Genomic DNA, 25,810 nt, shown 5'->3' on the forward strand with positions numbered 1-25,810 from the left:
TTGCCCGACTGGCGCTCCTGCGGCGCTTGCATTAATCAGAGACACAAACGCCGTGAGTTTCGCGTGGATGACCCGCTATGCCGCATTACGCCGCGAATTTTTCCGCGCATCGTTATCCATGTGCAATGTCAGGCCATAGCGCAAAGCGCCGAACATCCCGCTCGTGTCGAGTAACCCGTAAAGCCGCCGGTTCATGAGAAGAATATGACGCTCGCGCCCCTGGCGTCGAAAGCGCAAGTTACGGCCGCATGACTGATTGATTTCATCAATATGGGTCATCAGGACCAAGTCCCGACGCCCGATCCAGGCATTGAGCGCCTGCAACTCCTCATACTGACTTTGCGACATAAAGGTCGCGGTTTGCAGGATATTCCTGCCAATCAATCGATTGGAACCACGTGCAGCCATATGGGTGAGCGCTTCGATCTCAAACTGGAGGTCAAGGCCGCCGCTCTTGTTCGAGACAGCACTCCAGTCCTGGCCGCTGTCAGCACGGAGCATAGGAATGCGGTCCTGAAGGATAGCGGGGAGATTAGCGGCAGTCACGTCCCGTTCGACCTGAAGTTCCACTTCATCCGGCGGCACCCCATTCGTCTCGAAATTGAGCACATGAATTTCGGGATGTGCCGCCTGCGCGACAGCCGTCGGGACGAACTCTGTCGTGAGAAGGATGATCCGAGGGGCGACGTGGTGAACGCCGTCACGCCACCATTTTCGCGGCCTGACATGCCAGGTCTTGCCATGACGGCGGCTGTAGATGTCCTTTTCAGGATCGTCGCAAGCGCGAACGGCATATTCTCCGGTGTCAGCGGTGGTCACTGCGGTCCAATCCTGAATTCCCATAAGTCGCCTCGCCTGGTTGAGGTCAATTTCCTGACCGTCAGGCCACCCGTGCTTTTCTGCGTGATCTTCGATAGCTTTCATTTGGAGCGAGAAATGGTTCTCGCGCCAGATCGCGGGGTTTTCCGATCGCAGCAGTTGGACCCAGCCAAGGGTCGAAGCAGGCGTCAAATCGACAAACGTGGCGGTCTTGATTTCATCGTGAATCAAGAACGCAAGTTTGGTCTCTTCGAACTGCTGTTCCTGGTCTGCCTCTTCGTCCCAAAATGTGCGGCTCCACAATCGGCGAGTGCGATTACGATCGGCCCATCGGTGCGCGACATCGTGGACTGTGAAGACAACAGGTTTGGCATTGCCGACCTGGTGCCAAAGATCGGCATGGCGCCTCCGCATTGCTTTGATGATCTGTGACTGCTTGCGTTCAACCTCCGACCAGATGGACTGGAATCCCGATTTTGCTGCGTCGGCGAATTTGATCTCAGCAATGCCGATTTCTTCGCAAAGCTCCTTATACACGCGGGAGAAGCTCGGCCACACAACGCCAACGATGCCGTCATGCCCGAGGGAATTGAATTGATCGCATTTTTCCTGCGCATTTTTGTAATCGGCGAAGGCATACAGGGCGAGGCCGGGCCGATTGATCCGGCTCATGATCTCGGGGTGGCGGCTCATGATCGAACTCGTCTTTGCGACGCCCTCCGGCCCACGCAACAGGCAGATTCTTTCCCGCTCAATCAGGTCAGGCAGGTAAGTTTCGAGAGCCATACGCACGGTAGCGCCGTCCGACGCAGCGCGAGTGGATCGGTAGAAATCGGGTTCGAATCGCGCTCTATCTTGCCTACCATCGTCCCGGCCGCATTCATTGCCATTCGCCGCCTGGGCTGCCGACAATGTCATGGCGTCCAAGTCTGCTTCGCGCCGGTAACGTGTGACCCAGATGTCCATCATCTGTCCCAGTGGGAAGATCAGCGCTTCCGGCGGATCGACATGGTGAGAGCCGTTGATCTGGATCGTCGTATAGTTCTCCAACATCACGGACGACGGATTCTTGTCGAGCGGAGAATTGAAGAAGCGCGCCACCCAAAGATCGCGTCCGGTATCGAACGTCAGATCATGCAGGCTGGGATAGCCAGGATAGCTTTCCCGCAGCCTTTCCTCGCAGTATCGAATTTCCTCTGTTGAGAAGGTGCTTCCGATGGTGGAAGTGGCAGAAATACCGCTCGATCCTCGTGACCGTCCACGCGCAAAATGGGTCGGCGACAGGAACAGCCTAGTAGCTCCTTTGGTCGCCTTGTCGCGAAACCGTTCCCACAGCACGAGTTGGGGGACGGCAGTGCCTTTCGGGATGCCAAGCAAGTTCGTCTCGTCCAAAATGCGTTGTCCCCCAGGCAGACGGCGATAAGCGACCGGGGATTTGAGTGACGTGTCGGGCGTCGTGGGTGTCCCATCCGCCCTGACCGAAGGAGCGAGTAAGCCACACACCCTCGCGTTGTATGAAGTCACACCCTCGAAGCTGCGCTATTTCGCCCACGCGCGCCCCTGTATAAGCACATAAGAACGGAACCCAACGTCGCGCGCGCCGGTGGGCTTCAGAGACATTCCCATGATCTCCGCCGAGTGCTGCCCGTAGGATCGTTTTTGCCTCAACGTCCGTGAATCCTCGCTCACGCAAACGTGCGGGCTTCGCCACCCGCACCGAAATGCCGGTCACGGGGTTCGTTGATATCTTCCGGTTTTCCGTAGCCCACCCAAACACAACCTTGAGGCCAGCGAGATAGACCTCCCGCACGCTGCGGCCGGAGATGCCAGATCGAAGTAGCTCTTCCTTCCAACGAACGATATCATCCGCCGACACCTTCGCCGCATCATCATGGCCGACCCATCTCTTGAAATGAGCGAATACAGGCCTCCAGCGCTTGATCGTCGAAGCAGCAGGTTTCCGTTCGAGCAGATAGCCGTTGATGATCGCCTCGAATGGCACCTTTTTGGGTGCTGGCGCTGGATCGATCCGGCGAGCCTGAGAGATCATTACCGGCTTCGACGGTGACGCAGCATCTTCGTCAAGCCGCCCCTCACGCGCAGCCTCGATCCGAGACTGAAACCTGACGATCACCGAAGCGGCCCGACGATTAGCCTCTGATCGAGACACCCGTCCCAATCGTCGAGTGAGATTGGATTTTCCGATGATCGACTGAAGCGTTTTCGGGACGGTCATGCGGACCTCGAAACCACCATCTGTGGTCGCCCGGAGATATGTCATCGATCTCATTCTGTAGCACCGTTGTGTAGCGGTTGAACGCTCGGTAGCCGTGGATCAGGAAGAAATCGTTTTATCTCACAATCTTACGGGAAGATTGGCGGAGAGGGAGGGATTCGAACCCTCGGTACCCTCACGGGCACGCCGCATTTCGAGTGCGGTGCATTCGACCACTCTGCCACCTCTCCGCAGAAGACCGGAAGCATTGAACCGCAAGGGAAAATGCCGCACCGATCGGGTCGAGGGGCGCCCATTAGCGAATGATTCCATCCTTGCCAAGCACCCTTTTCGGTATTTTTCTTGTCTCCCTGCGCGGGCACCCTAAATTGGTCATATGAAAGTCACGATTCAGAATATCGGTACCGGCATCACCGCCCCGCCGGTCGTCCATGCCCGCTTCAGCATCGGCGATGTCCTCAAGCATCGCAGCTTCGGCTTTCGCGGCGTGGTGTTCGACATCGACCCGGTCTTCGCCAACAGCGAGGAATGGTATGAATCGATCCCCGAACATGCCCGGCCCGACAAGCAGCAGCCCTTCTACCACCTGCTCGCCGAAAATGGCGAGAACAGCTATGTCGCCTATGTCAGCCAGCAGAATCTGGTGGCCGACGATAGCGAGGAGCCGGTCGATCACCCGGCGATCACCGGCCTGTTCGGCGATTATGCGGATGGCAAATATCCGCTGCGCCCGCGCCATCGGCACTGAGCCGCACTGGCGGGCGGCGCTGGGCCTTGCCCTGCTGCTCGCCGCGACCGGGCCGTTGCAGGCTGCCCCGCTGCCGAGGCAGGCGCCGGACAAGGTCGCGGTTCCCAATGCCGACCCGACCTTCCCCTTCTCCAACGAGATCGCCGCCTTTGCGAAAGCGGAAGCGGCCGGCCCGCCGGTCGCCGACGCCACGCTGTTCCTGGGCAGTTCCAGCATCCGCCTGTGGGACATAAAGGGCAGCTTCACCGATATCGGCACGGTCAATCGCGGCTTTGGCGGCGCGACCACGCCCGACGTGCTCCATTATTACAAGCGGCTGCTGCCCAAGGCCAAGCCGCGCTCTATCATCGTCTATGTCGGCGAGAATGACCTGGCCGCCGGCGCCACGCCGGACAAGGTCGCTACCGACGTGCTGACCCTGCTCCGCCAGCTTCGCGCCGACTATCCCAGGGCGCATATCGCCTATCTCTCGCTCAAGCCCAGCCCGATCCGCTGGACGCTCTGGCCCCAGATGGCGGCGGTCAACATGACCGTTTCGGCGCGCAGCAAGGCGATGAAGTTCGATTATCTCGATGTCGGCCGCCCCTTGCTCGCCACCGACGGCCTGCCCGATGCATCGCTGTTCCGTGCCGATGGTTTGCACATGAATCCGCGCGGTTACGAGCGCTGGACCAGGCTGGTCGACGCCTATCTGGACCATGCCGTGCTGGCGGATGCGAGCGCCGGCCGCGATTCCTGACCGTCCTGCCGGCCAGTTTAAGATTGATCCAAGCGCCAGCAACATTATTACCAGCCGCTTGATCGATCGACTGGCGAAGGGAAAAGAGCAGTGACAACCGATTCGGCCAAGGCCGTGCCGATGGCGGAGCTGACGCTACGCGGCGTCATATTGGGCGCGCTCATCACCCTGCTGTTCACCGCCGCGAACGTCTATCTGGGCCTCAAGATCGGCCTCACCTTCGCCACCTCGATCCCCGCCGCCGTCATCTCCATGGCGGTTCTGCGCCTGTTCGCGACCGGCACGATCCTGGAAAACAACATCGTCCAGACCATCGCATCGGCCGCCGGCACGCTGTCGGCGATCATCTTCGTGCTGCCGGGCCTGGTCATCATCGGCTGGTGGCAGGGCTTCCCCTATTGGCTGTCGGCCTGCACCATCGCGCTGGGCGGCATATTGGGCGTCATGTATTCGGTGCCGCTGCGCCGCGCGCTCGTCACCGGATCGGACCTGCCCTATCCCGAGGGTGTCGCCGCCGCCGAAGTGCTGAAAGTCGGCGCCGGTTCGCGCGAGGGCCTGGAAGAGAATAAGCGCGGCCTGGCCGCCATCGTCATGAGTTCGATCGCCGCCGCCGGCTTCTCGATCATCGCCAAGACCAAGATCCTGGCGGAAGAAGCCGCCACCTTCTTCAAGCTGGGCGCGGGCGCCAGCTCGGTCTCGACCAGCTTCTCGATGGCGCTGATCGGCGTCGGCCATCTGGTCGGCATCTCCGTCGGCGCCGCCATGTTCGTCGGCCTGCTGATCAGCTGGGTCGGCATCGTCCCCTATCTCACCAGCCCGCTGCCCGCCGGCGCGGACCTGGCCGACCTGGTCGGCACCACCTTCCGCATGAAGGCCCGCTTTATCGGCGCCGGCACGATCGGCATCGCTGCGATCTGGACCCTGCTCAAGATCCTCGGCCCGATCATCAGCGGCATCCGCTCCGCCCTCAACGCCGCCAAGGTCCGCAAGTCGGGCGACGCCGGCACGCTGGACATCACCGAACGCGATCTGCCGATCGGCATCGTCTTCGGCACCATCCTCGCCTCGCTGGTGCCGATCGCGGTACTGCTGTGGATCTTCGCCCAGGGCGGGCCGATCGCCGCCAATCCGGTGCCGATCATCGGCCTGACGCTGGCCTATATCCTGGTCGCCGGCATCGTCATCGCGTCGGTCTGCGGCTATATGGCCGGCCTTATCGGTGCGTCGAACAGCCCGATCTCGGGCGTCGGCATCCTCGCCGTGCTGGGTGCGTCGCTGATCCTCGCCGCCATCTATGGCTCGGGCCATCCCGAACAGAGCCAGGCGCTGATCGCCTATGCCCTGTTCACCACCGCGATCGTGTTCGGCGTCGCCACCATTTCCAACGATAACCTCCAAGACCTGAAGACCGGTCAGCTGGTCGGCGCGACGCCGTGGAAGCAGCAGATCGCACTGGTGCTGGGCGTGCTGTTCGGCGCGCTGGTGATCCCGCCAGTGCTTGACCTCCTGAACAGCGCCTTCGGCTTTGCCGGCGCGCCCGGCGCCAAGGCGACCGCCCTGCCCGCGCCGCAGGCCGCGCTCATTTCCGCGCTCGCCAAGGGCGTGCTGGGCGGCGATCTCGACTGGGGCCTGATCGGCTTTGGCGCCGGCATCGGCGTGGTCGTGGTCGCGCTGGACGAACTGCTCGGCAAGACCGGCAAGATGCGCCTGCCTCCGCTTGCTGTCGGCATGGGCATCTATCTGCCGATGGCGCTGACCCTGCTGATCCCGGTCGGCGCGGTGATCGGCCATTTCTACAATCGCTGGTCGCTGCGCCAGGCGAACCCGGAATTTGCCGAGCGCATGGGCGTGCTGATGGCGACCGGCTTCATCGTCGGCGAAAGCCTGTTCGGCGTCGCCTTTGCCGGCATCGTCGCCTCGACCGACAGCGACGCTCCGTTGGCGCTGGTCGGCGAAAGCCATTGGGCGGTGCCGCTGTCGGTGCTGATCTTCGCCGGCGTGATCGCCGCCCTTTATGCGCGCCTGCGCCACTGGGCGACCGCACCGCTCGCCTGACAAGATGAGATGGGGCGACCGACGCCAGGTCGCCCCATTCTTCAAAATCCTACGACAATAGAATGGATATGGGCCGGCCTGCGGCTCGAAACTCTATGTCCGGCGGTTTAATTCTCCAGCATCACCCAAAGGCTGGAGAGCCCACGTGCCGCCCGAATTCCTGATTGCCATCATCTTGTGTATCGGCGCCGTCTTTTTCATCGACCATATGGCGCGGCTCGAAAAAGGCGGCCGGCTGCACCATCGTGGCGGCCTGTCCCGGCGCAGCGGCCGGCGGCGCGACTGAGCGCCCTATAATGTGGCCCCTGCATCACGTCACATAAGTTAAATTTTTCAGACTTTTAACTGCAATCATATTGCCATGAAGCCGTAAGGACTCATCGCCAATGGCCTCCCCAACCGAAGGGGAGCATTCACCATGAAGACCTTGTTCCGTGGCGCGAGCCGCGCCGCGATCATCCTTGCCACCGCCATGCCCGTCGCCGCCCTGGCCGGCACCATCAGCGGCACCGTGTCCGACGGCACCGGCACCCGCGCGCTGCAGTCGACTCAGCTGCGCATCGTCGAAAATGGGCGCATTGCCGAAGCCGGCCGTGACGGCTCCTACCGCTTCCCCGACGTCGCGCCGGGCACCTACACGATCGAAGCCCGCTACACCGGTGCCGATCCGGTGCGCACTACCGTCGTCGTGCCCGCCACTGGTGACGTCGATGCCGACATCCGCATCGGCTCGAACGTCGACGCGTCGATCATCGTCGTCGGCCAGGTCGCCAACCAGGCGTCGACGCTGTCGCGCCAGCGCGCGGCCGACGGTGTCGAAAGCGTCCTGACCCGCGACGCGATCGGCCAGTTCCCCGACCAGAATGTCGCCGAATCGATCCGCCGCCTGCCCGGCGTCAACATCCTGAACGATCAGTCGTAGGCCGCTTCGTTTCGGTTCGCGGCCTCGACCCGGAACTCAACGCCGCGTCGATCAACGGCACCCGCGTGCCGGCGCCGGAAAGCGATGTCCGCTCGGTCGCGCTGGACGTCATCCCTTCGGAACTGATCGAATCGATCGAGATCAAGAAGTCGCTGACTCCGGACATGGACGGCGACACCATCGGTGCCTCGATCGAAATCCAGACCACCAGCGCCTTCGACCGCAAGAAGGATCTCTATTCGGTCAAGCTGGAAGGCAGCTATAACGACTATGCCGATGCGCTGACGCCCAAGGGCAGCGTCGATTTCTCGACCCGCATCACCGACCGCTTCGGCATCGCCGGCGGCTTCAGCTATTACAAGCGCAAGTTCGAGAGCGACAATATCGAGGCGGCCGACTGGAACCAGACGGACGATGGCATCGCCTATGCCGAGGAGCTCCAGTATCGCGACTATGACGTGCAGCGTAAGCGCCTGGGCGGCTCGCTCAGCCTCGACTGGCTGGCGACGGACACCACCAAGCTCTACGCGCGCGGCCTCTACAGCCAGTTCGAGGATCAGGAATATCGCGGCGACGTGATCTTCATCATGGATGAAGAACCCGCATCGGGCACTGCCACCTCGGCCCAGTTCAGCGACGAGGACGGCCGCATCGAAGTGCGTCGCCGCATGAAGGACCGGTTCGAGAAGCAGCGCATCAAGTCGCTGACCCTGGGCGGCGAAACCAATACCGGCCCCTGGAAGCTGACCTATTCGGGTAGCTGGTCGGAAGCCAGCGAGCGCGAAAATGGTTCGATCGATCCGACCCGCTTCCGTGCCCGCTTCGATGGCGACGGCGTTGACGTCGGCTTCGACTATTCCAACCCGATGAAGCCGACCTACACCGTCACCGGCAACACCGACGCCTTCTACGACCCGTCGGAATATGGCTTCAACGAGCTGGAACGCACCACGTTGTCGGACTCGAAGGATCGCGAATATACGATCAAGGGCGACATCAGCCGCGCCTTCGCCACCGATGGTGGCACCTTCACCGTCCAGACCGGCATGAAGGCGCGTTGGCGCAAGAAGAGCTATAATCTCCAGTCGGATGTCTATGACGGCTATGACGGCGATTACACGCTGGCCGACGTGCTCGGCGGCCAGACCTATCGCATCCAGGACATTCTGCCGCAGGCAAGCCATACCGGCCCGACCAATTTCTTCTATGACAATCAGGCCAATTTCGAGCTGAACGAGTTCGACACGCTGCTCAACTCGACCACGTCCGACTATTCGGTGACCGAAGACATCCTCGCCAGCTACCTGATGGGCCGCTGGGACAGCGACACGCTGCGCGTCATTGCCGGTGTGCGTATGGAGCAGACCCGCAACGACATTCGCGCCTTCCAGACGCTGGCGACCGGCGACGAGGTCGAGGATATCACGATCACGCCGACCCGCTTCGTGCGCAACTATACCAACTGGCTGCCCAGCCTGACGGTCCGCTACGAGCCGGTGACCAACCTGGTCTTCCGCTTCGGCGGCTATAAGAGCCTGGTCCGTCCGAAGCTGTCCAACCTGGCACCGCGCTTCGACATCAACGAGGATGGCGAGGCGACGCTCGGCAACCCGAACCTCAAGCCCTATAGCGCCTGGAACATCGACGCGTCGGCCGAATGGTATTTCGGCACCAACGCGGCGCTGACAGGCGGCTTCTTCTGGAAGTCGATCAAGGACTTCGTCGTCGAACAGACGATCGAGGAAGCGGGCACCATCTATGGCGTCGACTACAATCAGCTGACGACCTACATCAATGGCGACACGGCCAAGATCAAGGGCTTCGAATTGTCCTATAGCCAGGTCTTCAGCTTCCTGCCGGCGCCGTTCGACGGCCTGCTGCTGAACGCCAACTACACCTATACCGATGCCAAGGGCACGGTGCTGACCGACGGCGACATCGCCGATCCGCGCAAGGTGCCGCTGGCGGCTTCATCGAAGAACACGTTCAACATCGTCCTGGGTTACGAAAAGGGGCCGATCTCGCTGCGCGCTGCGGGCACCTATCGTGACAAATATCTGGATGAGCTGGGCGGCAAGGCCGAGGATGATCGCTATGTCGACGATCATTTCCAGCTCGACCTGAGCGCGAAATATCGCGTCGCACCGGGCGTCCGGGTCTTTGCCGAGTGGATCAACGCCACCAACGAGCCCTATTTCGCCTATCAGAACTATGCCGGTGCCAAGCGCCTGCTGCAATATGAGGAATATAACTGGACCGCGAAGTTCGGCGTCACCGCCAGCTTCTGATCCCGTTCGATTTCCCCCGCTTGCCGGTCGCGCCCTTGCGCGGCCGGCAAGTCCCGTTTTCCCGGAAAGGACGCCCATGTCCCGACTGTTCCTGACCATGCTGCTGATGGCGAGCGCCGCGCCGCTCTCCGCCCAGCCGACCGCCAGCCCGCCCGTGCCCCGCTCTGCCGGCACGCCCTATGCGGCACGCACCCTGCCCGACCGGATCATGCTGACGCCTGCTGCCGATCCGTCGCGCGGCATGGCCGTCGCCTGGCGTACCGATGCCACCCAGATCGCCAGCGAAGCGCAGATCGCCATCTCCGTCGACGGCCCGACGCTGGAGGAAAAGGCCAGGACCGTGACCGGTCCCGTCGGCACCGCGAAGGACAGCGCCAATGGCCCGGCCCTCTATCACCAGATCCGCTTCGACAATCTGACGCCCGACACCGTTTATGCCTATCGGCTGAAGGGCAGCGCGGGCTGGAGCGAATGGCTGCAATTCCGCACCGCGGCGGCTGAGGCCAGGCCGTTCCGCTTCCTCTATCTGGGCGACATCCAGAACGGCATCCTGACCTATGCCAGCCGCGTCATCCGCCAGGCTTTCCACGCCAATGGCGGGATCGAGCTGGTCGCCCATGCCGGCGATCTGGCCGCACAGCGCGACGACCTCGACCATGACGACGAATGGGGCGAATTCAATCAGGCGGCCGGCTATAACTGGTCGATCGTCCCGCAACTGCCCGCGACCGGCAATCATGAATATGTCGATGTGGTGAAGCCCGACGGCAGCGAAAGCCGCAAGCTCGGCCCCTATTTCCCGCTGCAGTTTGCGCTGCCCGCCAATGGCGTGCCGGGCCTCAAGACCACCTATTTTGTCGATTATCAGGGGGTGCGCTTCATCGTGCTGGACGGCACGTCGGCGATCGACCTCGGCACCATGGCGCAGCAGACCGCATGGCTCGACGCCACCCTGGCGTCCAGCAAGGCGAAATGGAATGTCGTGCTGTTCCACCAGCCCGTCTTCACCTGCGCCCGACCGCAGGACACGTCCGAGGTGAAGGCCGCGTGGAAGCCGGTGTTCGACAAGCGCAAGGTCGATCTGGTGCTGCAGGGCCATGACCATTGCTACAGCCGCCTGACCTCCGAAGCCGGGCGCGAGGCATCGGCGCAGGCGCGGGCCAATGGCACAATCCAGGGGCCGGTCTATCTCGTCTCGGTCACCGGCTCCAAAATGTACGGCCTCAACGACCGTGCCCGCACCCAGCCGGACAAGACGGCGGAAGCGACCGAACTCTATCAGGTCGTGGACGTGGATGGCGATCGTCTGAAATTCCGCACCTATACCGCGTCGGGCAAGCTCTATGACGGCTTCGACCTCACAAAGCGGGCGGACGGCAATCATCTGACCGACACCAGCGAACCCACCATCGCGGTGCGCACTTGTACCGGCAATATCGGCCCCGATGGCGGCAAATGCGTCGCGCGCGGCAAATGAGGAATATCGTGATGAAGCCCTTAGCCCTGTCGTTCACCAGCCTGCTAGCGCTGGCCGCCTGCACCACCGCCGAAACGGAAGTGCCGGTCGAAGTGCGTATCGCCAATGCGACCCCGGCCGTGAATGTCACCGCGCGCGGCGAAACCACGCCGGTCGGCACGCCCAATGCCGACGCGGCAGACGATCCGGCGATCTGGCGCAATGCCGCCAATCCCGCGCAAAGCCTGATCGTCGGCACCGACAAGAAGGCCGGCCTCTATGTCTATGGCCTGGACGGCAAGACCCGCGATTTCCTGGACGCCGGCCGGGTCAACAATGTCGACCTGCGCGATGGCGTCAGCGTCAATGGCCAGACCGGAATCCTGGTCGTGGCGTCGGACCGCAACGATGTGGCGAACGCCAAGCTGGCGCTGTTCCGGCTCGACAGCGTGACAGCGAAACTGACAGCCCTGGGCAAGGTCGATGCCGGCAAGGGCGAGGCCTATGGCATCTGCCTGTACAAGGCGCCGGAGGCGACCTACGCCTTCATCGTGCTGAAAGACGGGACGATCAATCAGGTCGCGATCGATGCGTCCGGCGCCACGCCGACCGGCCGGATCGTCCGCAGCATGAAGCTTGGCACCCAATCGGAAGGTTGCGCCGTGGATGACCGCACCGGCATCCTCTATGTCGCGGAGGAAGATGTCGGCCTGTGGCGCTTCGACGCGCGCGCAAGCGGCTCCACAGCTCCCACGAAGATCGCGGCGGCGGACGGCAGGAATCTGGTCATGGATGCCGAAGGCGTCGCCATCGCCCCGATCGGCGCGAAGGACGGCTATGTCCTCGTCTCCAGCCAGGGTGACAATGCCTATGTCGCCTACCGCCTGTCGGATGACGCCTATGTCGGCCGCTTTCGCGTGGTCGACGGCGCCATTGGCGGGTCGGAGGAAACCGACGGCATCGAACTGATGCTGGGCGATTTCGGCCCGGCCTATCCCGGCGGGCTGTTCATTGCGCAGGACGGCCATAACGCGGCGGCGGCGCAGAATTTCAAGCTGGTCGCCTGGGACGACATCGCCAGGGCATTGAACCTGCCGAACTGACCGAAACCGGACGGGGCGGCCGCGATGCCGCCCTTCCTCATTCTATCGCGCCCGCAAGGCGGCCAGCGCCGCCCGTGTCGACAGGGTCAGCGGCTGCGGCAGCGCATCCAGCGCAAACCAGCCGCATGCCGCCAGCGCCTCCGGCTCCATCACCACCGGATCGCCCTGCGCGTCCTCGACCAGATAGACTGGCGCGACCCAATGGGTGCCGCGCGCTTCATCGATCTGGTCCGTCAGGCACAGCAATTCACGCGCCCTGATCGTCAGGCCCAGCTCCTCGAAAATCTCGCGCTCGGCCGCGGTGGCCATCGTCTCGAACAGGTCGACCTTGCCGCCCGGCAGGCCCCAATGCCCCGCCTCCGGCTCGCGCCGCCGCTGCACCAGCAGCAACCTGCCATCGCGCAGGATCGCCGCGCCGCATCCGACCCGCGGTTCTGTCTGATTCATGCTCTTCCCATTTGGAAAGGGCGGCGGATCGCTCCGCCGCCCGATGCCGTTACTTCTTCGCCGCGAACCAGGCCGCGGTCGGCGCCTTCAGGCGGCTACGCGTCTCGATCCGGGTCTTGATCGCGGCGATCGAGCGATCGACCACCTTGCGCGATTCCGGCGTCAGATACTGGGTCGCATAGGCGTCCAGCTTGGTCACCATCGCCGGGTCGGCCGATCCGCCGCCCAGACGGGCCAGCGCCTGGCTGCGGGCCGACACGTCGATCAGCGCCTCATATTGCGCCTTGTGCGCCAGCACATAGTCGACCGCCAGCATCGGATGGGCGACGCCCACCTGGCCGATGATCGCCGCGCTGGTGGTCTTGCCCGGCTCATCGGTCAGGGCGAGATCCAGAGCCTGCTGCCCCAGCTTCTCGTCCTTCGCCTTGCCGAGCAGCGCGTAGAGCGTGCTCTTTTCGAGGTCGCTCTTCGCGCCCTTGGCCATCACGCGCAGCTTGTCCCAGGTCGCCTGGTCGGCATTCTGGGCGATGATGCCCAGCCAGACATTGCGCAGCGGCCCGTCGAGCGCGGCCGGGTTGGTCGCCAGCGCGGCGAAGCGGCGGTTGGCCTCGGCCACCACGCCCTTGTCGCCCATGCTGCCCAGCGTCGCGACCAGGCTGGTGCGCAGCACCGGCACCTGCGGCCCTTCGCCGGCCTTGGCATCATAGCCGATGGCCGTCAGCGCCGGGGTCAGCTTGGCCGAGGCATAGGCCGCGACCTTCGCCTGGGCGGCGGCATCGCCCTCCAGCATGTCATAGCTGCTCTTCAAATAGCCGGGCACTTCCGCCAGCACGGCCGGGCTGCCATTGACCGGCACCGCGTCGACCAGGTCGAGCGCCAGGCCGATCGGCTGGTATCCGCCCAGCGCCAGCTGGAAATTGTCCGCCATCAGGCCGGTCTGGTCCATGCTGGAGAGCTGGCTGAAGCCCTTGGCTAGTGCCTGGATATTGGCGGCGGGATAGAGCGAGCGATAATAGCCGGTCTGGCCCGCATTGATCACATAGGCGCCACAGCCCGGCAGCGTGATCTGGCCATTGCCCTGCAGGATCAGGCGCTGCGGCTCGCCGCCCTGCACCTGCGCCTTGACCGGCACATTCCACTTGAGTGGCGCCTTGTCCTTGGCGTCGCGGCTATATTCGCCCTGGCTCAGCGTCAGGACGGTGTTGCCGCCCTGGCACTGGGCGCTCTCCACCTTGACCAGCGGGATACCCGGCTGGCTGGTGAAATCATGCGCGATGCTGACCAGGCCCTTGGCGCCCGCGCCCTCGACCGCCTTCCACAGATCATCGGTGACGGTGTTCCCGTAAGCGTGGCTCTTCATGTAGGACTGGATGCCCGCCTTCCACGCATCCTCGCCGGCATAGCCTTCGAGCATGGTGATGACCGCCTCACCCTTCTGATAGGTGATGGCGTCGAAAGCCTGATTCACCTGATCGACGGTGGTGATCTTCTGCACGACCGGGTGGGTGGTCTTGAGCGCGTCGAGGCTCATCGCCCGTTCGCGGCCATCGACGCGCGACAGCAGGGCTTCCCATTCCGGGTTCAGCTTGTCGGTGACCTTGGTCGCCATCCAGCTCGCAAAACCCTCGTTCAGCCAGAGATCGTCCCACCAGGCCATGGTGACGAGATCGCCGAACCACTGATGCGCCATTTCATGCGCGGCCACTTCATAGATGGCGCGCTTGGTCTCTTCGGAGGTGAAGCGCGGATCGACCAGCAGGGTGCGCTCGAATGTGAAGATCGCGCCCCAATTCTCCATCGCGCTGAAGAACTGGCTCTGGCCGGGGCCCGCGACATTGTCGAGCTTGGGCAGCGGGAAGGGTACGCCGAAATAATCGTTATAATAAGGCAGGATCGCCGCCGACGCATCGAGCGCCAGCTGCGCCTTGCCGGTATTGCCCCGGCCGGTGATGACTCCGACTTCGGTATTGCCCGCCATCTTGGTCGCGCGATCCAGTTCGCCTAGGCCAAAGAAGAGCAGGTAGGAGGACATTTTCGGGCTGGTGCCAAACGTCACCAGCTTCTTGCCACCGCCGATGTCCTTGGTCGCCTTGACCGGCATGTTGCCGACCGCCAGCTGGTCCGCCGGGACCACGGCGGAAAGGTCGAACGTCGCCTTGTAGCTCGGCTCGTCGAAGCTCGGCACGAAACGGCGGGCGTCGGGCGCCTCGAACTGGGTGAAGAGCGCGCGCTTCGCGGCGCCCGCATTGTCGGTATAGTCGAGCGCGAACAGGCCGTTCGCCTGCTGGTTGATGATGCCGGCATAGACCATGGTCAGCTTGTAGCTGCCCGGCTGCACCGGCTTGCCGAAGTCAAGGCTGACGGTCTGGGCATCGGCATCCACCTTGGCGGTGCCGGTGATCGCCTTGCCCTTGGCCGGGGTCAGGGTGACGCTTGAGACGGTCAGGTCGGCCGCATTCAGCACCAGCCGCGGCATGGCGGTGGCGACGCTGACGTCGATCGTCACCTTGCCGGTGAATTTGAGGTTCGCCGCATCGGGCGTCACTTCGATCGCATAATGGCTGGGCGCGGCGCCACGGGGCAGCTGGGTGGTGACGCCGGCGGCGGGGCCGGCAGGCGCGGTCTGGGCCAGCGCGGGCGCCGCGATCGCCAGCGGCGCGGCCGCCATCAGGAACGGCAGGATTTTCGACAAGGGCATGGGGGAAGCAACTCCGATACGGCTTGGATGGCGCAATGAGACATAGTCACGCGCAACATGCAAACCGGATCGGCCCTTTCCCGCGGAGGGTCAAGTGAACTATCCGCAAGAGAATGTCGTTGGTCGAAGCCTGTTGTGCGTTCGTCCAACAAGAAGGCGGACCAGCGTCCTGTTCCGTTCGCTTCGAGCCCGGTCGAGAAGCGACAAGCGCCTCTGTTTCTCGACAAGCTCGAAACGAACGGCCGTATGCTTCAGCCGCGGCCGCGATAGCCCGGCACGTCCTGCGGCGGCAGCCACAGGCCGGCGGGCGGTTCGCCCGACTGCCAGAAGACGTCGATCGGGATGCCGCCACGCGGATACCAGTAGCCGCCGATGCGCAGCCAGATCGGCTGCATTTCGGTGAACAGCCGCTCGCCGATGCCGACGGTGCAATCCTCGTGGAAGCCGGCATGGTTGCGGAAGCTGCCCAGGAACAGCTTGAGCGCCTTGGATTCGACGATCGTCGCGCCGGGCGCATAGTCGATCACCAGATGGGCGAAGTCGGGCTGGCCGGTCACCGGGCAGAGCGAGGTGAATTCGGGCGCCGTGAAGCGCACCAGATAGGGCTTGCCCGGACGGGGATTGGGGACATAGTCGAGGACGGCGTCCTCGGGCCGCTGCGGCAGGGTGCTGGCGCGGCCGAGATGGAGCGGGGTATCGGTCATGAGGGCGCATGTAGTCGATTACACGCAATTTGTCATCGGTCCGGCGCGCAAGGCCATCCGTTCATCTGGCGTTCAGCAAAATTTCTGCCTTGGCAGGGCCATGGGGTCTATGCGTTTCTTCCTTTCCGCCCTGCCGCTGCTGGCAGTCACACCCGTGCTGGCACAGCAAGCCACCGGCAGCGATCCGGTCGTCAATCTGCAGCGCGCCGCACCGCCGCCGCCGGCCGATGACCCGCGCCGTCAAGGCCCGGAACTCGACGTATTCCGGGGCACGGCGACGCCAACCCCGACGCCCACTCCGTCGCTGCCGCCGATCGTCGCCCCCACGGTGACGCCGGCGCCGACCCAGCGCACGCCAGCGACCACGACTGCCCCTGCTTCGCAGCGCCCGGCACCGACGCCAGCGCCGACGCGCACCGAAACACCGCGCAACGCGCGCGCGACGCCCACGCCCGCCCCCACCGAACACCCGGCCGCGCGCGACACCACGCCGGCGCAGCCCAGCCCGGCTCCCGCTGTGGCGGAACCGGACAATGCCGCCAACGCAGTGGAAACGCCGCCGCCGGCCGTCCTGCCCGCGCCCGAGCCGGTCACGGCCGACAACAGTGTCACCACTGCAGAACCCGCGCCGGAAACCGAAGCGCAGGGGCTGAGCTGGCCCTGGATCGCCGCCGCCATCGCCGCGCTCGCGGTGATCGCCGGCTTCCTGCTGATGCGGCGCCGTCGTGCGGCGGAGGACGTCGACACCGCGCCGGCGAGCGCGCCACCCCCGGCCGCGCCCCGGCCAGCCCTGGCCCCCGTCGCGCCGCCCCCGCCTGCTCCCGCGCCCATCCCGGCGCCCACGCCAGCGCCAGCCCCCGAACCCGCGGCATCTGCGCCGGCCAGCGACGCCAGCGATCGTCCCTGGATCGACCTCGGCCTCGACATCAGCCTCGCCCGCTCCTCGCTGATCGGTGTGACCATCGGCTATACGCTGCTGCTCCACAATCGCGGCGATCGCCCGGCCCGCGACATCATGGTGCGCGGCATATTGGGCAATGCGGGCGCGCAGCAGGATGCGTTGCTGCGCCATTTCTTCGGTGGCGAGACCGGCATGCCGCTGCATTCGATCGTCTCGATCGCGCCGGGCGAAACCGTGCGCATGACCAACGAACTGCGCCTGGCGCAGGACGAGATCGTGCCGGTGACGATGGGCGAGCGGGCACTGCTGGTGCCGATCGCCGCCTTCGACGCCCATTATCGCTGGGGCGAGGATGAGGAAGCGCCCGAAGGCACCGGCCGCACCGGTCGCGCCTTCATCGTCGGCCAGGAACAGGATCCGCCCGCCGAGCGCCTGTCGCCCTTCCGCCTCGACCAGGGGCCGCGCCAATATCGCCGGCCGGCCGCCCGCGCCGCCGCCGAAGTGCCGCCGGCCTGAGCATTTCCCTTTCCTGTCCGGCCAGGCGCTCCTAAAGTGCCGGCCGGACAAGGCAAAAGGGGCCGCATGGACATTCTCGTTTCCACCGACTGGCTGGCCGGCGAAATCGGCAAGCCCGATCTCGTCATTCTCGACGCCAGCCTGTTCCTGCCCGGCACGCCGCGCGACCCGCGCGCGGAGTTCGACGCGGCCCATATTCCCGGTGCCGCCTATATGGACCTGCCGAGCCTCAGCGATCCCGCCGATCCGGTGCCGGGCCAGTTGCCGCCCGACGCGCTGATGACGCAGCGCATGCAGGCGCTGGGCGTCAACGCCGACAGCCGCATCGTCATCTATGACAACAGCCCGACCCACAGCGCGGCGCGCGGCTGGTGGATGATGCGCGTCTATGGCCTGGGCGCATCGGCTGCGATCCTGGACGGCGGCCTGCCCAAATGGGTCGCCGAAGGTCGGCAGGTCGACAGCGGCACGCCCGCCATCGCGCCGGGCAACGCCGTCGCCCGGCTCGACCGGACGCAGGTGCGCAGCAAGGCGGACATCCTCGCCAATCTCGACAGCGGCACGGCGCAGTTGCTCGACGCGCGCGGCGCAGGGCGCTTTACCGGCGCCGAAGCCGAACCGCGCCCCGGCATGGCGTCGGGCCATATCCCCGGCAGCCGCAACATCCCCTCCTCCGCCTTCTTCGCCGCCGACAACAGCCTGAAGCAAGGCGAGGAACTGCGCCGCCTGCTGATCGACGCCGGCACCGATCTCGACCGGCCGATCATCACCACCTGCGGCAGCGGCGTGACCGCCGCGATCATCCTCGCGGCGCTCGAAACGCTCGGGAAGCGCGACGTCAGCCTCTATGACGGCAGCTGGTCGGAATGGGGGTTCGATCCCGCCACGCCCAAGGCGACCGGGCCGGCCGCATGAGCGAGGACAGCAGAAGGCCGCTGACGAAGCTGGCGCAGGCCGGCCGCCGCGCCGACTGGACCGGCATGCCGGGACAACCCGGCGCGATCGTCAGTCCGGGCGTGTGGCGCGCTTCCACCATCCTCTATGACGATGTCGCCCATCTGCGGAAGGCGGCGGGCAGCAGCACGCATGAACGGCTGTTCTACGGGCGCAAGGGCACGCCGACCAGTTGGAGCCTGGCCGATGCGCTGACCGAGATGGAGCCGGGCGCGGAGGGCACGATGCTCTTCCCCTCGGGCGTGGCGGCGATCGCCTGCGCGCTGATGGCCGTACTGCGGCCGGGCGACCAGTTGCTGATGGTCGACAGCGCCTATGACCCGACCCGCAATTTCTGCGAACAGGTGCTGAAACCCTTCGGCGTCGAGACGCTCTATTATGATCCGACCATCGGCGCCGGCATCGCCGAGTTGCTGACCGATCGCACCCGCGCCATCTTCCTGGAATGCCCCGGCAGCCTGACCTTCGAGGTGCAGGACGTGCCGGCGATCACCGCGATCGCGCGCGATCGCGGCATCACCACCCTGCTCGACAATACCTGGGCAACGCCGCTCTTCTTCCCGGCGCTGGCCCATGGCGTGGATATCGCGATCCTCGCCTGCACCAAATATATTGTCGGCCATAGCGACGTGATGATGGGGTCGGTCACTGCCACACCGGCGCTGTTCCCCAAGGTCCGCCAGTCCGCCTATCTGTTCGGCCAGATGACCAGCCCCGACGATGCTTGGCTTGCCAGCCGCGGCCTGCGGACCCTGGGCGTCCGTCTGGCCCAGCATCAGGCGAGCGCGCTCACGATCGCGCAGTGGCTGAAGGACCAACCCGATGTCGCCCGCGTGCTGCATCCCGCTCTGCCCGATTGCCCCGGCCATGAATTGTGGGCGCGCGATTTCAGCGGCTCGACCGGCCTGTTCAGCTTCGTGCTGCAGGGCGGGGACGAGGCGGCCCGCGCCGCGCTGATCGACGGGCTCGCCCATTTCGGTATCGGCTATAGCTGGGGCGGGTTCGAGAGCCTGGCCCTGCCGGTCGACCCGGCCCGCTATCGCACCGCGACCATATGGCAGGCGGAAGGCCCGGTCATCCGGCTGCAGATCGGGCTGGAGGATCCCGCCGACCTGATCGCCGACCTTGACGCCGGTCTCGCCCGCTTCCGGGCAGCGCGCGGATGACGCAGCTGTCCGCATGGCTGGCCCGGCTGCCGGGCAATGCGGACATCACCCAGCCGCTGATCGCGGTCGGCATCGCGCTGCTGCTCTATGCCATGGCCTATGGTCTGGCGCGGCTGCTGGCCCCGCGCATCCGCGAGCGCCTGCCTGCCCTCAGCGAACTGGCATCCACCCATGTCCGCCCGATGCTGCGCCATGCGATCAGCGCGCCGCTGTTCGCGACGGCGCTGGCGCTGTGGCCGGCGGACAGCATCGCCCATCTGATCCTGGGCGCCGCGCTCGCCTTTGCCGTCGCCCTGTTCGCGCTGCATCTGTTGCAGGCGCTCAGCTTCCCGCGCTGGGCGATTACCCCGCTCGCCCTGCTACTGTTCGTCATGGTGATATCGGGCAGCAGCGGCGGCATCGCGCCGGTCGGGTCGATGCTCGATGATGTCGCGCTGACGCTCGGCAAGCGGCGGATCAGCCTGCTCGACCTATTGTCGGTTGCGGCGACATTGGTCGCGCTGCTTGCCGGTATCCGCCTTGCCAACCGGCTGATCCGGCGCAGCATCCAGAAGGCGCCCGATCTCGACCCGACCCAGAAGTTGCTGGGCCAGAAGCTGGCCGGGATCGCCGTCATCATCGCCGCCTTCTTCATCGGCATCGACATATTGGGCATCGACCTCACCGCCTTCACCGTCTTTTCCGGGGCGCTGGGCCTGGCGGTCGGCTTCGGCCTGCAGAAGACGGTCGGCAATCTGATCGCCGGCATCATCCTGCTGATGGACCGGTCGATCAAACCGGGCGACGTGATCGCGGTCGGCGACAGTTTCGGCTGGGTCAGCAAGATCGGCGTGCGCGCCGTGTCGATCATCACCCGCGACGGCAAGAAGCATCTCATCCCCAACGAAAATCTGATGACGCAGGAGGTGGAGAACTGGTCCTATTCCGACCGCAATATCCGCGTCCGCATCCCGGTGGGGATCAGCAATGACAGCGACATCGCGCTGGCCCAGCACCTGATGCTGGAAGCGGCCAAGGAAAGCCCGCGCGCGCTCAAGCATCCCGAGCCCAAGGTATGGCTGACCGCGCTCGGCCAATATCGGCTGGAGCATGAGATCCGCGTCTGGATCAACGATCCGGAAAATGGCGTGGGCGGGGTAACCTCCGACGTGCTGATGCGGGTGCTGGACAAGTTCAAGGCCCAGGGCATCATCGTCCCCTATCCGCGCCAGATCATCGAATTACGGCAGCCGCAGGATAGACATGATCTAGCAATGAATGAGCCCAACATTTCGGATCATTCCCCGTCCTGAGCGACCGCAACCGCGCGCGAATATCCGATAAATCACGCTTTATCATGTAGATACACCAGGCATCCGGCGAACGCAGCCGCGCGCCTTGTTGCGTAGTAGCAACAATAAAAGACGTAAAAGACATGAAACAGCAATAATATCTTGTGCGCCGCGGCGCGCGCAGGCATGGCCAAACTTGTTGAGGCAAGCTGGCCCACTTCCCCTGGGGAAGCATAGAGGCAGGCGCCTGGACGCAGGCGGGACGATCGCAGAACCATCAAGGGGATTATCATGCGTAAGTCCATTCTCGGCCTCTCGGCCTTCGCTCTTGTTGCGCTGTCGGCACCCGCCATGGCCCAGGATGAGCCCGCTCCCGCGGTGACCGTCACCGGCAATGCCGCCGTCGTCAGCGACTATCGCTTCCGCGGCATTTCACAGACCAACAAGAAGTTCGCGCTGCAGGGCGGCATCACCGTCACCCATGAATCGGGCTTCTATGTCTCGACCTGGGGCAGCTCGATCGACGAATATGTCGCCAACGGCTCGGACCAGGAACTCGACCTGATCGGCGGCTATTCGACCACGGTCGGCGGCGCGACAATCGACGTCGGCGTCCTCTATTATTACTATCCGGGCAATGCCGGTGCGAACACCGACTTCGTCGAGCCCTATGCCTCGATCAAGGGCACGTTCGGCCCCGCCACCGCCAAGCTGACCGCCAACTACGCCCCCAAGGCGAAGGCGCTGACCGTCGGCAATGGCAAGGAAGACAATCTCTACCTCGCCGGCGACGTCTCGGCCTCGATCCCCAACACCCCGCTGGGCGTGTCGGCGCATCTGGGCCACAGCTTCGGCCCCAGCTACCTGACCATCGGCAAGGAATATACCGACTGGAATATCGGCGCGACCTACACCTGGGGTCACCTGACCTTCGGCGTATCCTATGTCGATACCGACAAGTCGCTCTATTCGTCGGCGGGCCACAATATCAGCAAGGCCGGCGTGGTCGGCTCGCTCACCGCTTCCTTCTGATCCGCCTTCCCTTCGGGGATGAACAGGGCCGCGCTCTCCAGGGGAGATCGCGGCCCTTTGCCATATGCGGTGTTTACGGGTCGCCTTGGCCCGCGCCGCTGCCTATAAGGCGCCGATGCCTCCGATCACCCTCCTGCTGCTCTTCGTCGTCACGATCGCGCTGATGGAGGGCTTTGCCTATGTGATGCACCGCTGGGTGATGCATGGGCCGGGCTGGTTCCTCCATGCGAGCCACCACCGCCCCCGCACCGGCTTCTTCGAGGCCAACGACCTCTATTTCGTGATCTTCGCCATGCCCTCCATCCTGCTGCTGCTGGGTGGGGTGCAATGGGGCTGGGGCAATTGGGCGACGGCCGTGGGCGCCGGCGTCGCCGCCTATGGCGCCATCTATCTCGGCTTCCACGACATCATCGTCCACCAGCGGGTGCGCCACCGCTATGTCGCCCGCTCGCGCTACATGAAGCGGATCGTCCAGGCGCATCGGCTGCACCATGCGGTCGAAACCAAGGAAGGGACCGTCAGCTTCGGCTTCCTGATCGCGCCCCATCCCACGGACCTGAAACGCGAACTGGCGCGGCGCGGCCGGGCCGGCGTGCGCGCCGCAAGGGATTGGCAGCCCGGCACGCGGGACTAGATCCGCGCGACATCGGTAGATGGCGGAGGTAGCCAAATAAACGGGTATGGATTATGATGTGATATGATGGCCGCTGATTATCCTATGTCTGAGGAACAACTTGTCGATATGCTGCTTGCTCGGAACGGCCAGCGGACATTGGTCACCACTGTGAACAAAGAACCGATGAAGGTGACGTCCTTAGAAATCACCGACCTTCACTCAGATGCTGAATGGGATCACTACGCAGACATTGGAGGTATAGGCTTGGTGAGTGATGGAGGAAAATATTCCTTTTACTCTACTGAGGTCGGCACGGTTACGGACCTGATAAGCGGAGCGCTAATCTACACCCGCAAGCCTGCATAAATTAAGCCTTGGTGGGTACTACAAGGCCTACGGAATGACAAAGAATTGTCGCTTCCAGACCATCCTCCCCTGCAAGGAGGAATTTGCGACCGGCGTTAGTCGTCAGTTGTCAAAGCCGAAGATCGTCATTGCGAGCGTAGCGAAGCAATGACGGGAGACTGTCGTCAGCCGCCCTTTCCTATTCGGTCATTCTCTGCTCCACCCTTGTCCATGGACGAGAGTGCCCGCCAATCCATGCGCGACATCCCGCCAATGGCTGGCCAGCGCCTGACTGGCGCACCCTTGTCGCGTCACTGTCGCTTCGGGCGCGCGTCAGCGACGCGTCGCGTTCTGCCCGGCTGTCGCGTTACAGGCGCGCCACCGGCGCGCGGCAGGCGCATATCTGGCGCAAATAGGGTGAATCACCCCGATAACGGTGTGAACTTCGGCGGACATGAAACTGTCGCGTCGCGAACCGGACTGGGCAGGCCCCTAGCCGCGCAGCGCGCAAGGGACGATGCTGGACGGATCGGGGCGGGCGGTGCTGCGGCGGAAGCGGGCCATATAGCCACCGGCGGTCGGCTTGGCGATCATCTCCTCCAGCCGGAAGCCCATCGCCGCCAGTTCGCAGGTGAGCAGGCGGCGGGGCGTGCCATGCTGGTCGGTCGGCCGATCGGCATCGACCACGATCAGTTCGCCATCGGCCTTGAGCGCCGGGCTGAGGTGCCACAGGAACGCATAGGGTTCGGCTATCTCATGATACATATGGACCATGAAGATGCGGTCGAAGCTGTTTTCGGGCAGCTTGGGATCTTCCGGCGCGCCCAGCTTCACGCTGACATTGGTCCAGTTTTCGCGGGTGATGCGACGGCTGAGCGCATCGATCACCTCGGGCAATATATCCTCGGCCAGCACCCGGCCCTTGACGCCGACGCGCTTGGCCAGGCGGACGGTATAATAGCCCTCGCCAGCACCGATATCGGCGATGGTCATGCCCGGCCGGATGCCGGCCCGGTCCATGATATCTTCCGCCTCATTGACCCGGTCGCGCGCTTCCTCGCTCGACCAGCGGGTCGACACGATCGGCGCCACCGGCCGGTCGGCGCGGGGGAAGGACGCGGCGCCGGCCGCGCGTTCCGACTGGTTGCCGCCTGCCAGCGGCCCGCAGGCTGCCAGCAGGAGCAACGGCCCCGCCAGCACCATGCGGATCATCAGTCGACATCCTCCACGTCGACCTTCTCGCCCGTGACCTTCTGCGACAGGGCAGCGGCCATGAACGGATCGAGCGCGCCATCGAGCACATCGTCGGGGGCGGTCGAGGTGACGCCGGTGCGCAGATCCTTCACCAGCTGATAGGGCTGGAGCACATAGGAGCGGATCTGGTGACCCCAGCCGATCTCGGTCTTGGCGGCATAGTCGGTCGACGCGGCTTCCTCGCGCTTGCGCAGTTCCGCCTCATACAGGCGGGCCTTCAGCATGTTCATCGCGGTGGCGCGGTTCTTGTGCTGCGAGCGGTCATTCTGCGACGCGACGATGATGCCCGAGGGGACGTGGGTGATGCGGACCGCGGAGTCGGTGGTATTAACGTGCTGACCACCCGCACCCGATGCGCGATAGGTGTCGATCTTGAGGTCGCTCTCCTTGACCTCGATATCGATATTGTCGTCGATCACCGGATAGACCCAGACCGACGAGAAGCTGGTGTGGCGACGCGCGGCGCTGTCATAGGGGCTGATGCGGACCAGGCGGTGGACGCCGCTTTCGGTCTTGGCATAGCCATAGGCATTTTCGCCCTTGATGAGGAAGGTAGCCGACTTGATGCCGGCGGTTTCGCCCGCCTGATAATCGACCAGTTCCACCTTATAGCCGCGCCGTTCGGCCCAGCGGCGATACATGCGGCTGAGGATTTCGGCCCAGTCCTGGCTTTCGGTGCCGCCGGCGCCGGCGTGGATTTCCAGATAGGTGTCGCTGGCATCGGCTTCGCCCGCCAGCAGCGCCTTGATCTTGTCCTCGTCGGCGCGCTCGGCCAGCGCCTTCAGCGCGGCGATGGCTTCGGAGACCATATCCTCATCGCCTTCGGCCTCGGCCATTTCGATCAGTTCGGCATTGTCGGTCTTTTCAGCCTCGATCGCGCGGGTGGCGCCGATCGCGCTGTCGAGACGGGTGCGCTCGCGCATCACCTCCTGCGCCAGCTTGGCATTGTCCCACAGGGTCGGATCCTCGACGCGGGCATTCAGCTCGTCCAGCCGGCGCAGCGCACGGTCCCAGTCGAGGAAGCGGCGCAGCAGGTCCAGCGCGGCGTCGATACGGTCGATATATTGCTGCGCTTCGGCGCGCATGGGAGGTCTCCAGAATCTCGTGGCGTCCAGCGTCAGCTACCCGAACGCATCAAACGCCTGCCCCTATCCCAGGCCGGGCTTTTTGGGAAGATCAATCCGCCGGAGGGCCGGCGCGGCAAAGGTCCGAAATCTGGGGGACATAATCGCATCTTAGCCCAATGGCGCAGACCGCCCCACGCGAGGGCGGCGCATCAAGGGGGAAAACCTTTTTCCATGAAAGGCGATCCCATGAACCCGACCACGCCCATGCCGGCGACGCACAGCCCGGCCACCCTCTATATCCTGCTCGACGCCGTGCGTTGGTGGGCAGCGGCGCGACGACGACACCGGCCGGCGATGGCCCAGTTGCACCTGCGGCTGCGGCGCTATGGCTGCGAACAGCTGGACACCTCGAAGAACCGTCGGATTATGTCCAACTGGGCGCAGGAGGAGGCGGCAGCGGGCGGGTAGTGCCG

Annotated in this window: 21 protein-coding genes, 1 tRNA gene and 1 pseudogene; 15 read left to right on the forward strand and 8 right to left on the reverse strand. The window is 64.3% G+C overall.

Going from position 1 to position 25,810, the window contains the following annotated elements:
* Positions 1 to 75 precede the first annotated feature (75 nt).
* The 3 genes from AC0KVN_RS15725 to AC0KVN_RS15735 all read right to left on the reverse strand — a co-directional run bounded on the left by AC0KVN_RS15725 (position 76) and on the right by AC0KVN_RS15735 (position 3,285).
* Positions 76 to 2,211: a hypothetical protein gene (locus AC0KVN_RS15725; protein WP_435567240.1), complete on the reverse strand. Its 2,136-nt coding sequence runs from the start codon at positions 2,209 to 2,211 to the stop codon at positions 76 to 78.
* Entirely contained in the window at positions 2,111 to 3,109 is a 999-nt protein-coding gene (locus AC0KVN_RS15730; protein WP_435567241.1) for a DUF6538 domain-containing protein, read from the reverse strand. The genes AC0KVN_RS15725 and AC0KVN_RS15730 overlap by 101 nt, the downstream gene beginning before the upstream one ends.
* A gap of 86 nt (positions 3,110 to 3,195) precedes the next feature.
* Positions 3,196 to 3,285 (reverse strand) — tRNA-Ser (locus AC0KVN_RS15735).
* A 146-nt stretch (positions 3,286 to 3,431) separates the two neighbouring features.
* Here AC0KVN_RS15735 and hspQ point away from each other — a divergent pair.
* The 7 genes and pseudogenes from hspQ (at position 3,432) to AC0KVN_RS15770 (ending at position 12,366) form a co-directional block, all read left to right on the forward strand.
* Positions 3,432 to 3,803 carry a heat shock protein HspQ gene (hspQ, locus tag AC0KVN_RS15740; RefSeq protein WP_435567242.1) on the forward strand — a complete coding sequence of 124 codons (372 nt, stop codon included), beginning with the start codon at positions 3,432 to 3,434 and terminating at the stop codon, positions 3,801 to 3,803.
* Positions 3,760 to 4,542, forward strand: a complete 783-nt coding sequence (locus AC0KVN_RS15745; RefSeq protein WP_435567243.1) for a GDSL-type esterase/lipase family protein — start codon at positions 3,760 to 3,762, stop codon at positions 4,540 to 4,542. The genes hspQ and AC0KVN_RS15745 overlap by 44 nt, the downstream gene beginning before the upstream one ends.
* A gap of 120 nt (positions 4,543 to 4,662) precedes the next feature.
* Entirely contained in the window at positions 4,663 to 6,597 is a 1,935-nt protein-coding gene (locus AC0KVN_RS15750; RefSeq protein ID WP_202600257.1) for an OPT family oligopeptide transporter, read from the forward strand.
* A gap of 145 nt (positions 6,598 to 6,742) precedes the next feature.
* Positions 6,743 to 6,883, forward strand: coding sequence for a hypothetical protein (locus tag AC0KVN_RS15755; protein ID WP_017499045.1), 141 nt, complete (start codon positions 6,743 to 6,745; stop codon positions 6,881 to 6,883).
* A 132-nt stretch (positions 6,884 to 7,015) separates the two neighbouring features.
* A pseudogene (locus AC0KVN_RS15760) lies at positions 7,016 to 9,807 on the forward strand (TonB-dependent receptor).
* A gap of 76 nt (positions 9,808 to 9,883) precedes the next feature.
* Positions 9,884 to 11,284: a purple acid phosphatase family protein gene (locus AC0KVN_RS15765; protein ID WP_435567245.1), complete on the forward strand. Its 1,401-nt coding sequence runs from the start codon at positions 9,884 to 9,886 to the stop codon at positions 11,282 to 11,284.
* Positions 11,285 to 11,295: 11 nt separating this feature from the next.
* Positions 11,296 to 12,366: a phytase gene (locus tag AC0KVN_RS15770; protein ID WP_435567317.1), complete on the forward strand. Its 1,071-nt coding sequence runs from the start codon at positions 11,296 to 11,298 to the stop codon at positions 12,364 to 12,366.
* Positions 12,367 to 12,408: 42 nt separating this feature from the next.
* On the opposite strand, the gene AC0KVN_RS15775 is transcribed toward AC0KVN_RS15770, so the two are convergent.
* The 3 genes from AC0KVN_RS15775 to queF all read right to left on the reverse strand — a co-directional run bounded on the left by AC0KVN_RS15775 (position 12,409) and on the right by queF (position 16,215).
* Positions 12,409 to 12,813 (reverse strand): NUDIX hydrolase, encoded by a 405-nt coding sequence (locus AC0KVN_RS15775; protein WP_435567246.1) that lies wholly within the window; start codon positions 12,811 to 12,813, stop codon positions 12,409 to 12,411.
* Between the two features lie 49 nt (positions 12,814 to 12,862).
* Positions 12,863 to 15,511, reverse strand: coding sequence for a M1 family metallopeptidase (locus tag AC0KVN_RS15780; protein WP_435567247.1), 2,649 nt, complete (start codon positions 15,509 to 15,511; stop codon positions 12,863 to 12,865).
* Positions 15,512 to 15,762: 251 nt separating this feature from the next.
* On the reverse strand, positions 15,763 to 16,215 hold the full coding sequence (gene queF, locus AC0KVN_RS15785; RefSeq protein WP_004210067.1) for a preQ(1) synthase: 453 nt from the start codon (positions 16,213 to 16,215) through the stop codon (positions 15,763 to 15,765).
* A gap of 109 nt (positions 16,216 to 16,324) precedes the next feature.
* Here queF and AC0KVN_RS15790 point away from each other — a divergent pair, with 109 nt between their 5' ends.
* The 7 genes from AC0KVN_RS15790 (at position 16,325) to AC0KVN_RS15820 (ending at position 23,037) form a co-directional block, all read left to right on the forward strand.
* Positions 16,325 to 17,632 (forward strand): hypothetical protein, encoded by a 1,308-nt coding sequence (locus AC0KVN_RS15790; protein ID WP_435567248.1) that lies wholly within the window; start codon positions 16,325 to 16,327, stop codon positions 17,630 to 17,632.
* Between the two features lie 66 nt (positions 17,633 to 17,698).
* Positions 17,699 to 18,547: a 3-mercaptopyruvate sulfurtransferase gene (gene sseA / locus AC0KVN_RS15795; protein ID WP_435567249.1), complete on the forward strand. Its 849-nt coding sequence runs from the start codon at positions 17,699 to 17,701 to the stop codon at positions 18,545 to 18,547.
* The gene (gene metC, locus AC0KVN_RS15800) at positions 18,544 to 19,752 is read left to right on the forward strand and encodes a cystathionine beta-lyase (RefSeq protein WP_435567250.1); all 1,209 of its coding nucleotides are present in this window, start codon (positions 18,544 to 18,546) and stop codon (positions 19,750 to 19,752) included. Before sseA ends, metC begins: the two co-directional genes overlap by 4 nt.
* A complete protein-coding gene (locus AC0KVN_RS15805; RefSeq protein WP_435567251.1) occupies positions 19,749 to 21,044 on the forward strand; it encodes a mechanosensitive ion channel family protein in 1,296 nt (431 codons plus the stop codon). The genes metC and AC0KVN_RS15805 overlap by 4 nt, the downstream gene beginning before the upstream one ends.
* Before the next feature lie 270 nt (positions 21,045 to 21,314).
* The gene (locus AC0KVN_RS15810; RefSeq protein ID WP_010336908.1) at positions 21,315 to 22,055 is read left to right on the forward strand and encodes a TorF family putative porin; all 741 of its coding nucleotides are present in this window, start codon (positions 21,315 to 21,317) and stop codon (positions 22,053 to 22,055) included.
* 115 nt (positions 22,056 to 22,170) lie between these two features.
* Positions 22,171 to 22,689, forward strand: coding sequence for a sterol desaturase family protein (locus AC0KVN_RS15815; RefSeq protein ID WP_435567252.1), 519 nt, complete (start codon positions 22,171 to 22,173; stop codon positions 22,687 to 22,689).
* 63 nt (positions 22,690 to 22,752) lie between these two features.
* Complete coding sequence (locus AC0KVN_RS15820; protein ID WP_374549694.1) at positions 22,753 to 23,037, forward strand: hypothetical protein; 285 nt, start codon at positions 22,753 to 22,755, stop codon at positions 23,035 to 23,037.
* 471 nt (positions 23,038 to 23,508) lie between these two features.
* On the opposite strand, the gene AC0KVN_RS15825 is transcribed toward AC0KVN_RS15820, so the two are convergent.
* Positions 23,509 to 24,228: a class I SAM-dependent methyltransferase gene (locus AC0KVN_RS15825; protein WP_279728165.1), complete on the reverse strand. Its 720-nt coding sequence runs from the start codon at positions 24,226 to 24,228 to the stop codon at positions 23,509 to 23,511.
* On the reverse strand, positions 24,228 to 25,355 hold the full coding sequence (prfB, locus tag AC0KVN_RS15830; protein ID WP_004210053.1) for a peptide chain release factor 2: 1,128 nt from the start codon (positions 25,353 to 25,355) through the stop codon (positions 24,228 to 24,230). The genes AC0KVN_RS15825 and prfB overlap by 1 nt, the downstream gene beginning before the upstream one ends.
* A gap of 213 nt (positions 25,356 to 25,568) precedes the next feature.
* Here prfB and AC0KVN_RS15835 point away from each other — a divergent pair, with 213 nt between their 5' ends.
* Positions 25,569 to 25,805 carry a hypothetical protein gene (locus AC0KVN_RS15835; protein ID WP_483656205.1) on the forward strand — a complete coding sequence of 79 codons (237 nt, stop codon included), beginning with the start codon at positions 25,569 to 25,571 and terminating at the stop codon, positions 25,803 to 25,805.
* Positions 25,806 to 25,810: the final 5 nt, after the last annotated feature.

It is taken from the genome of Sphingobium sp. SG1, from assembly GCF_057063145.1.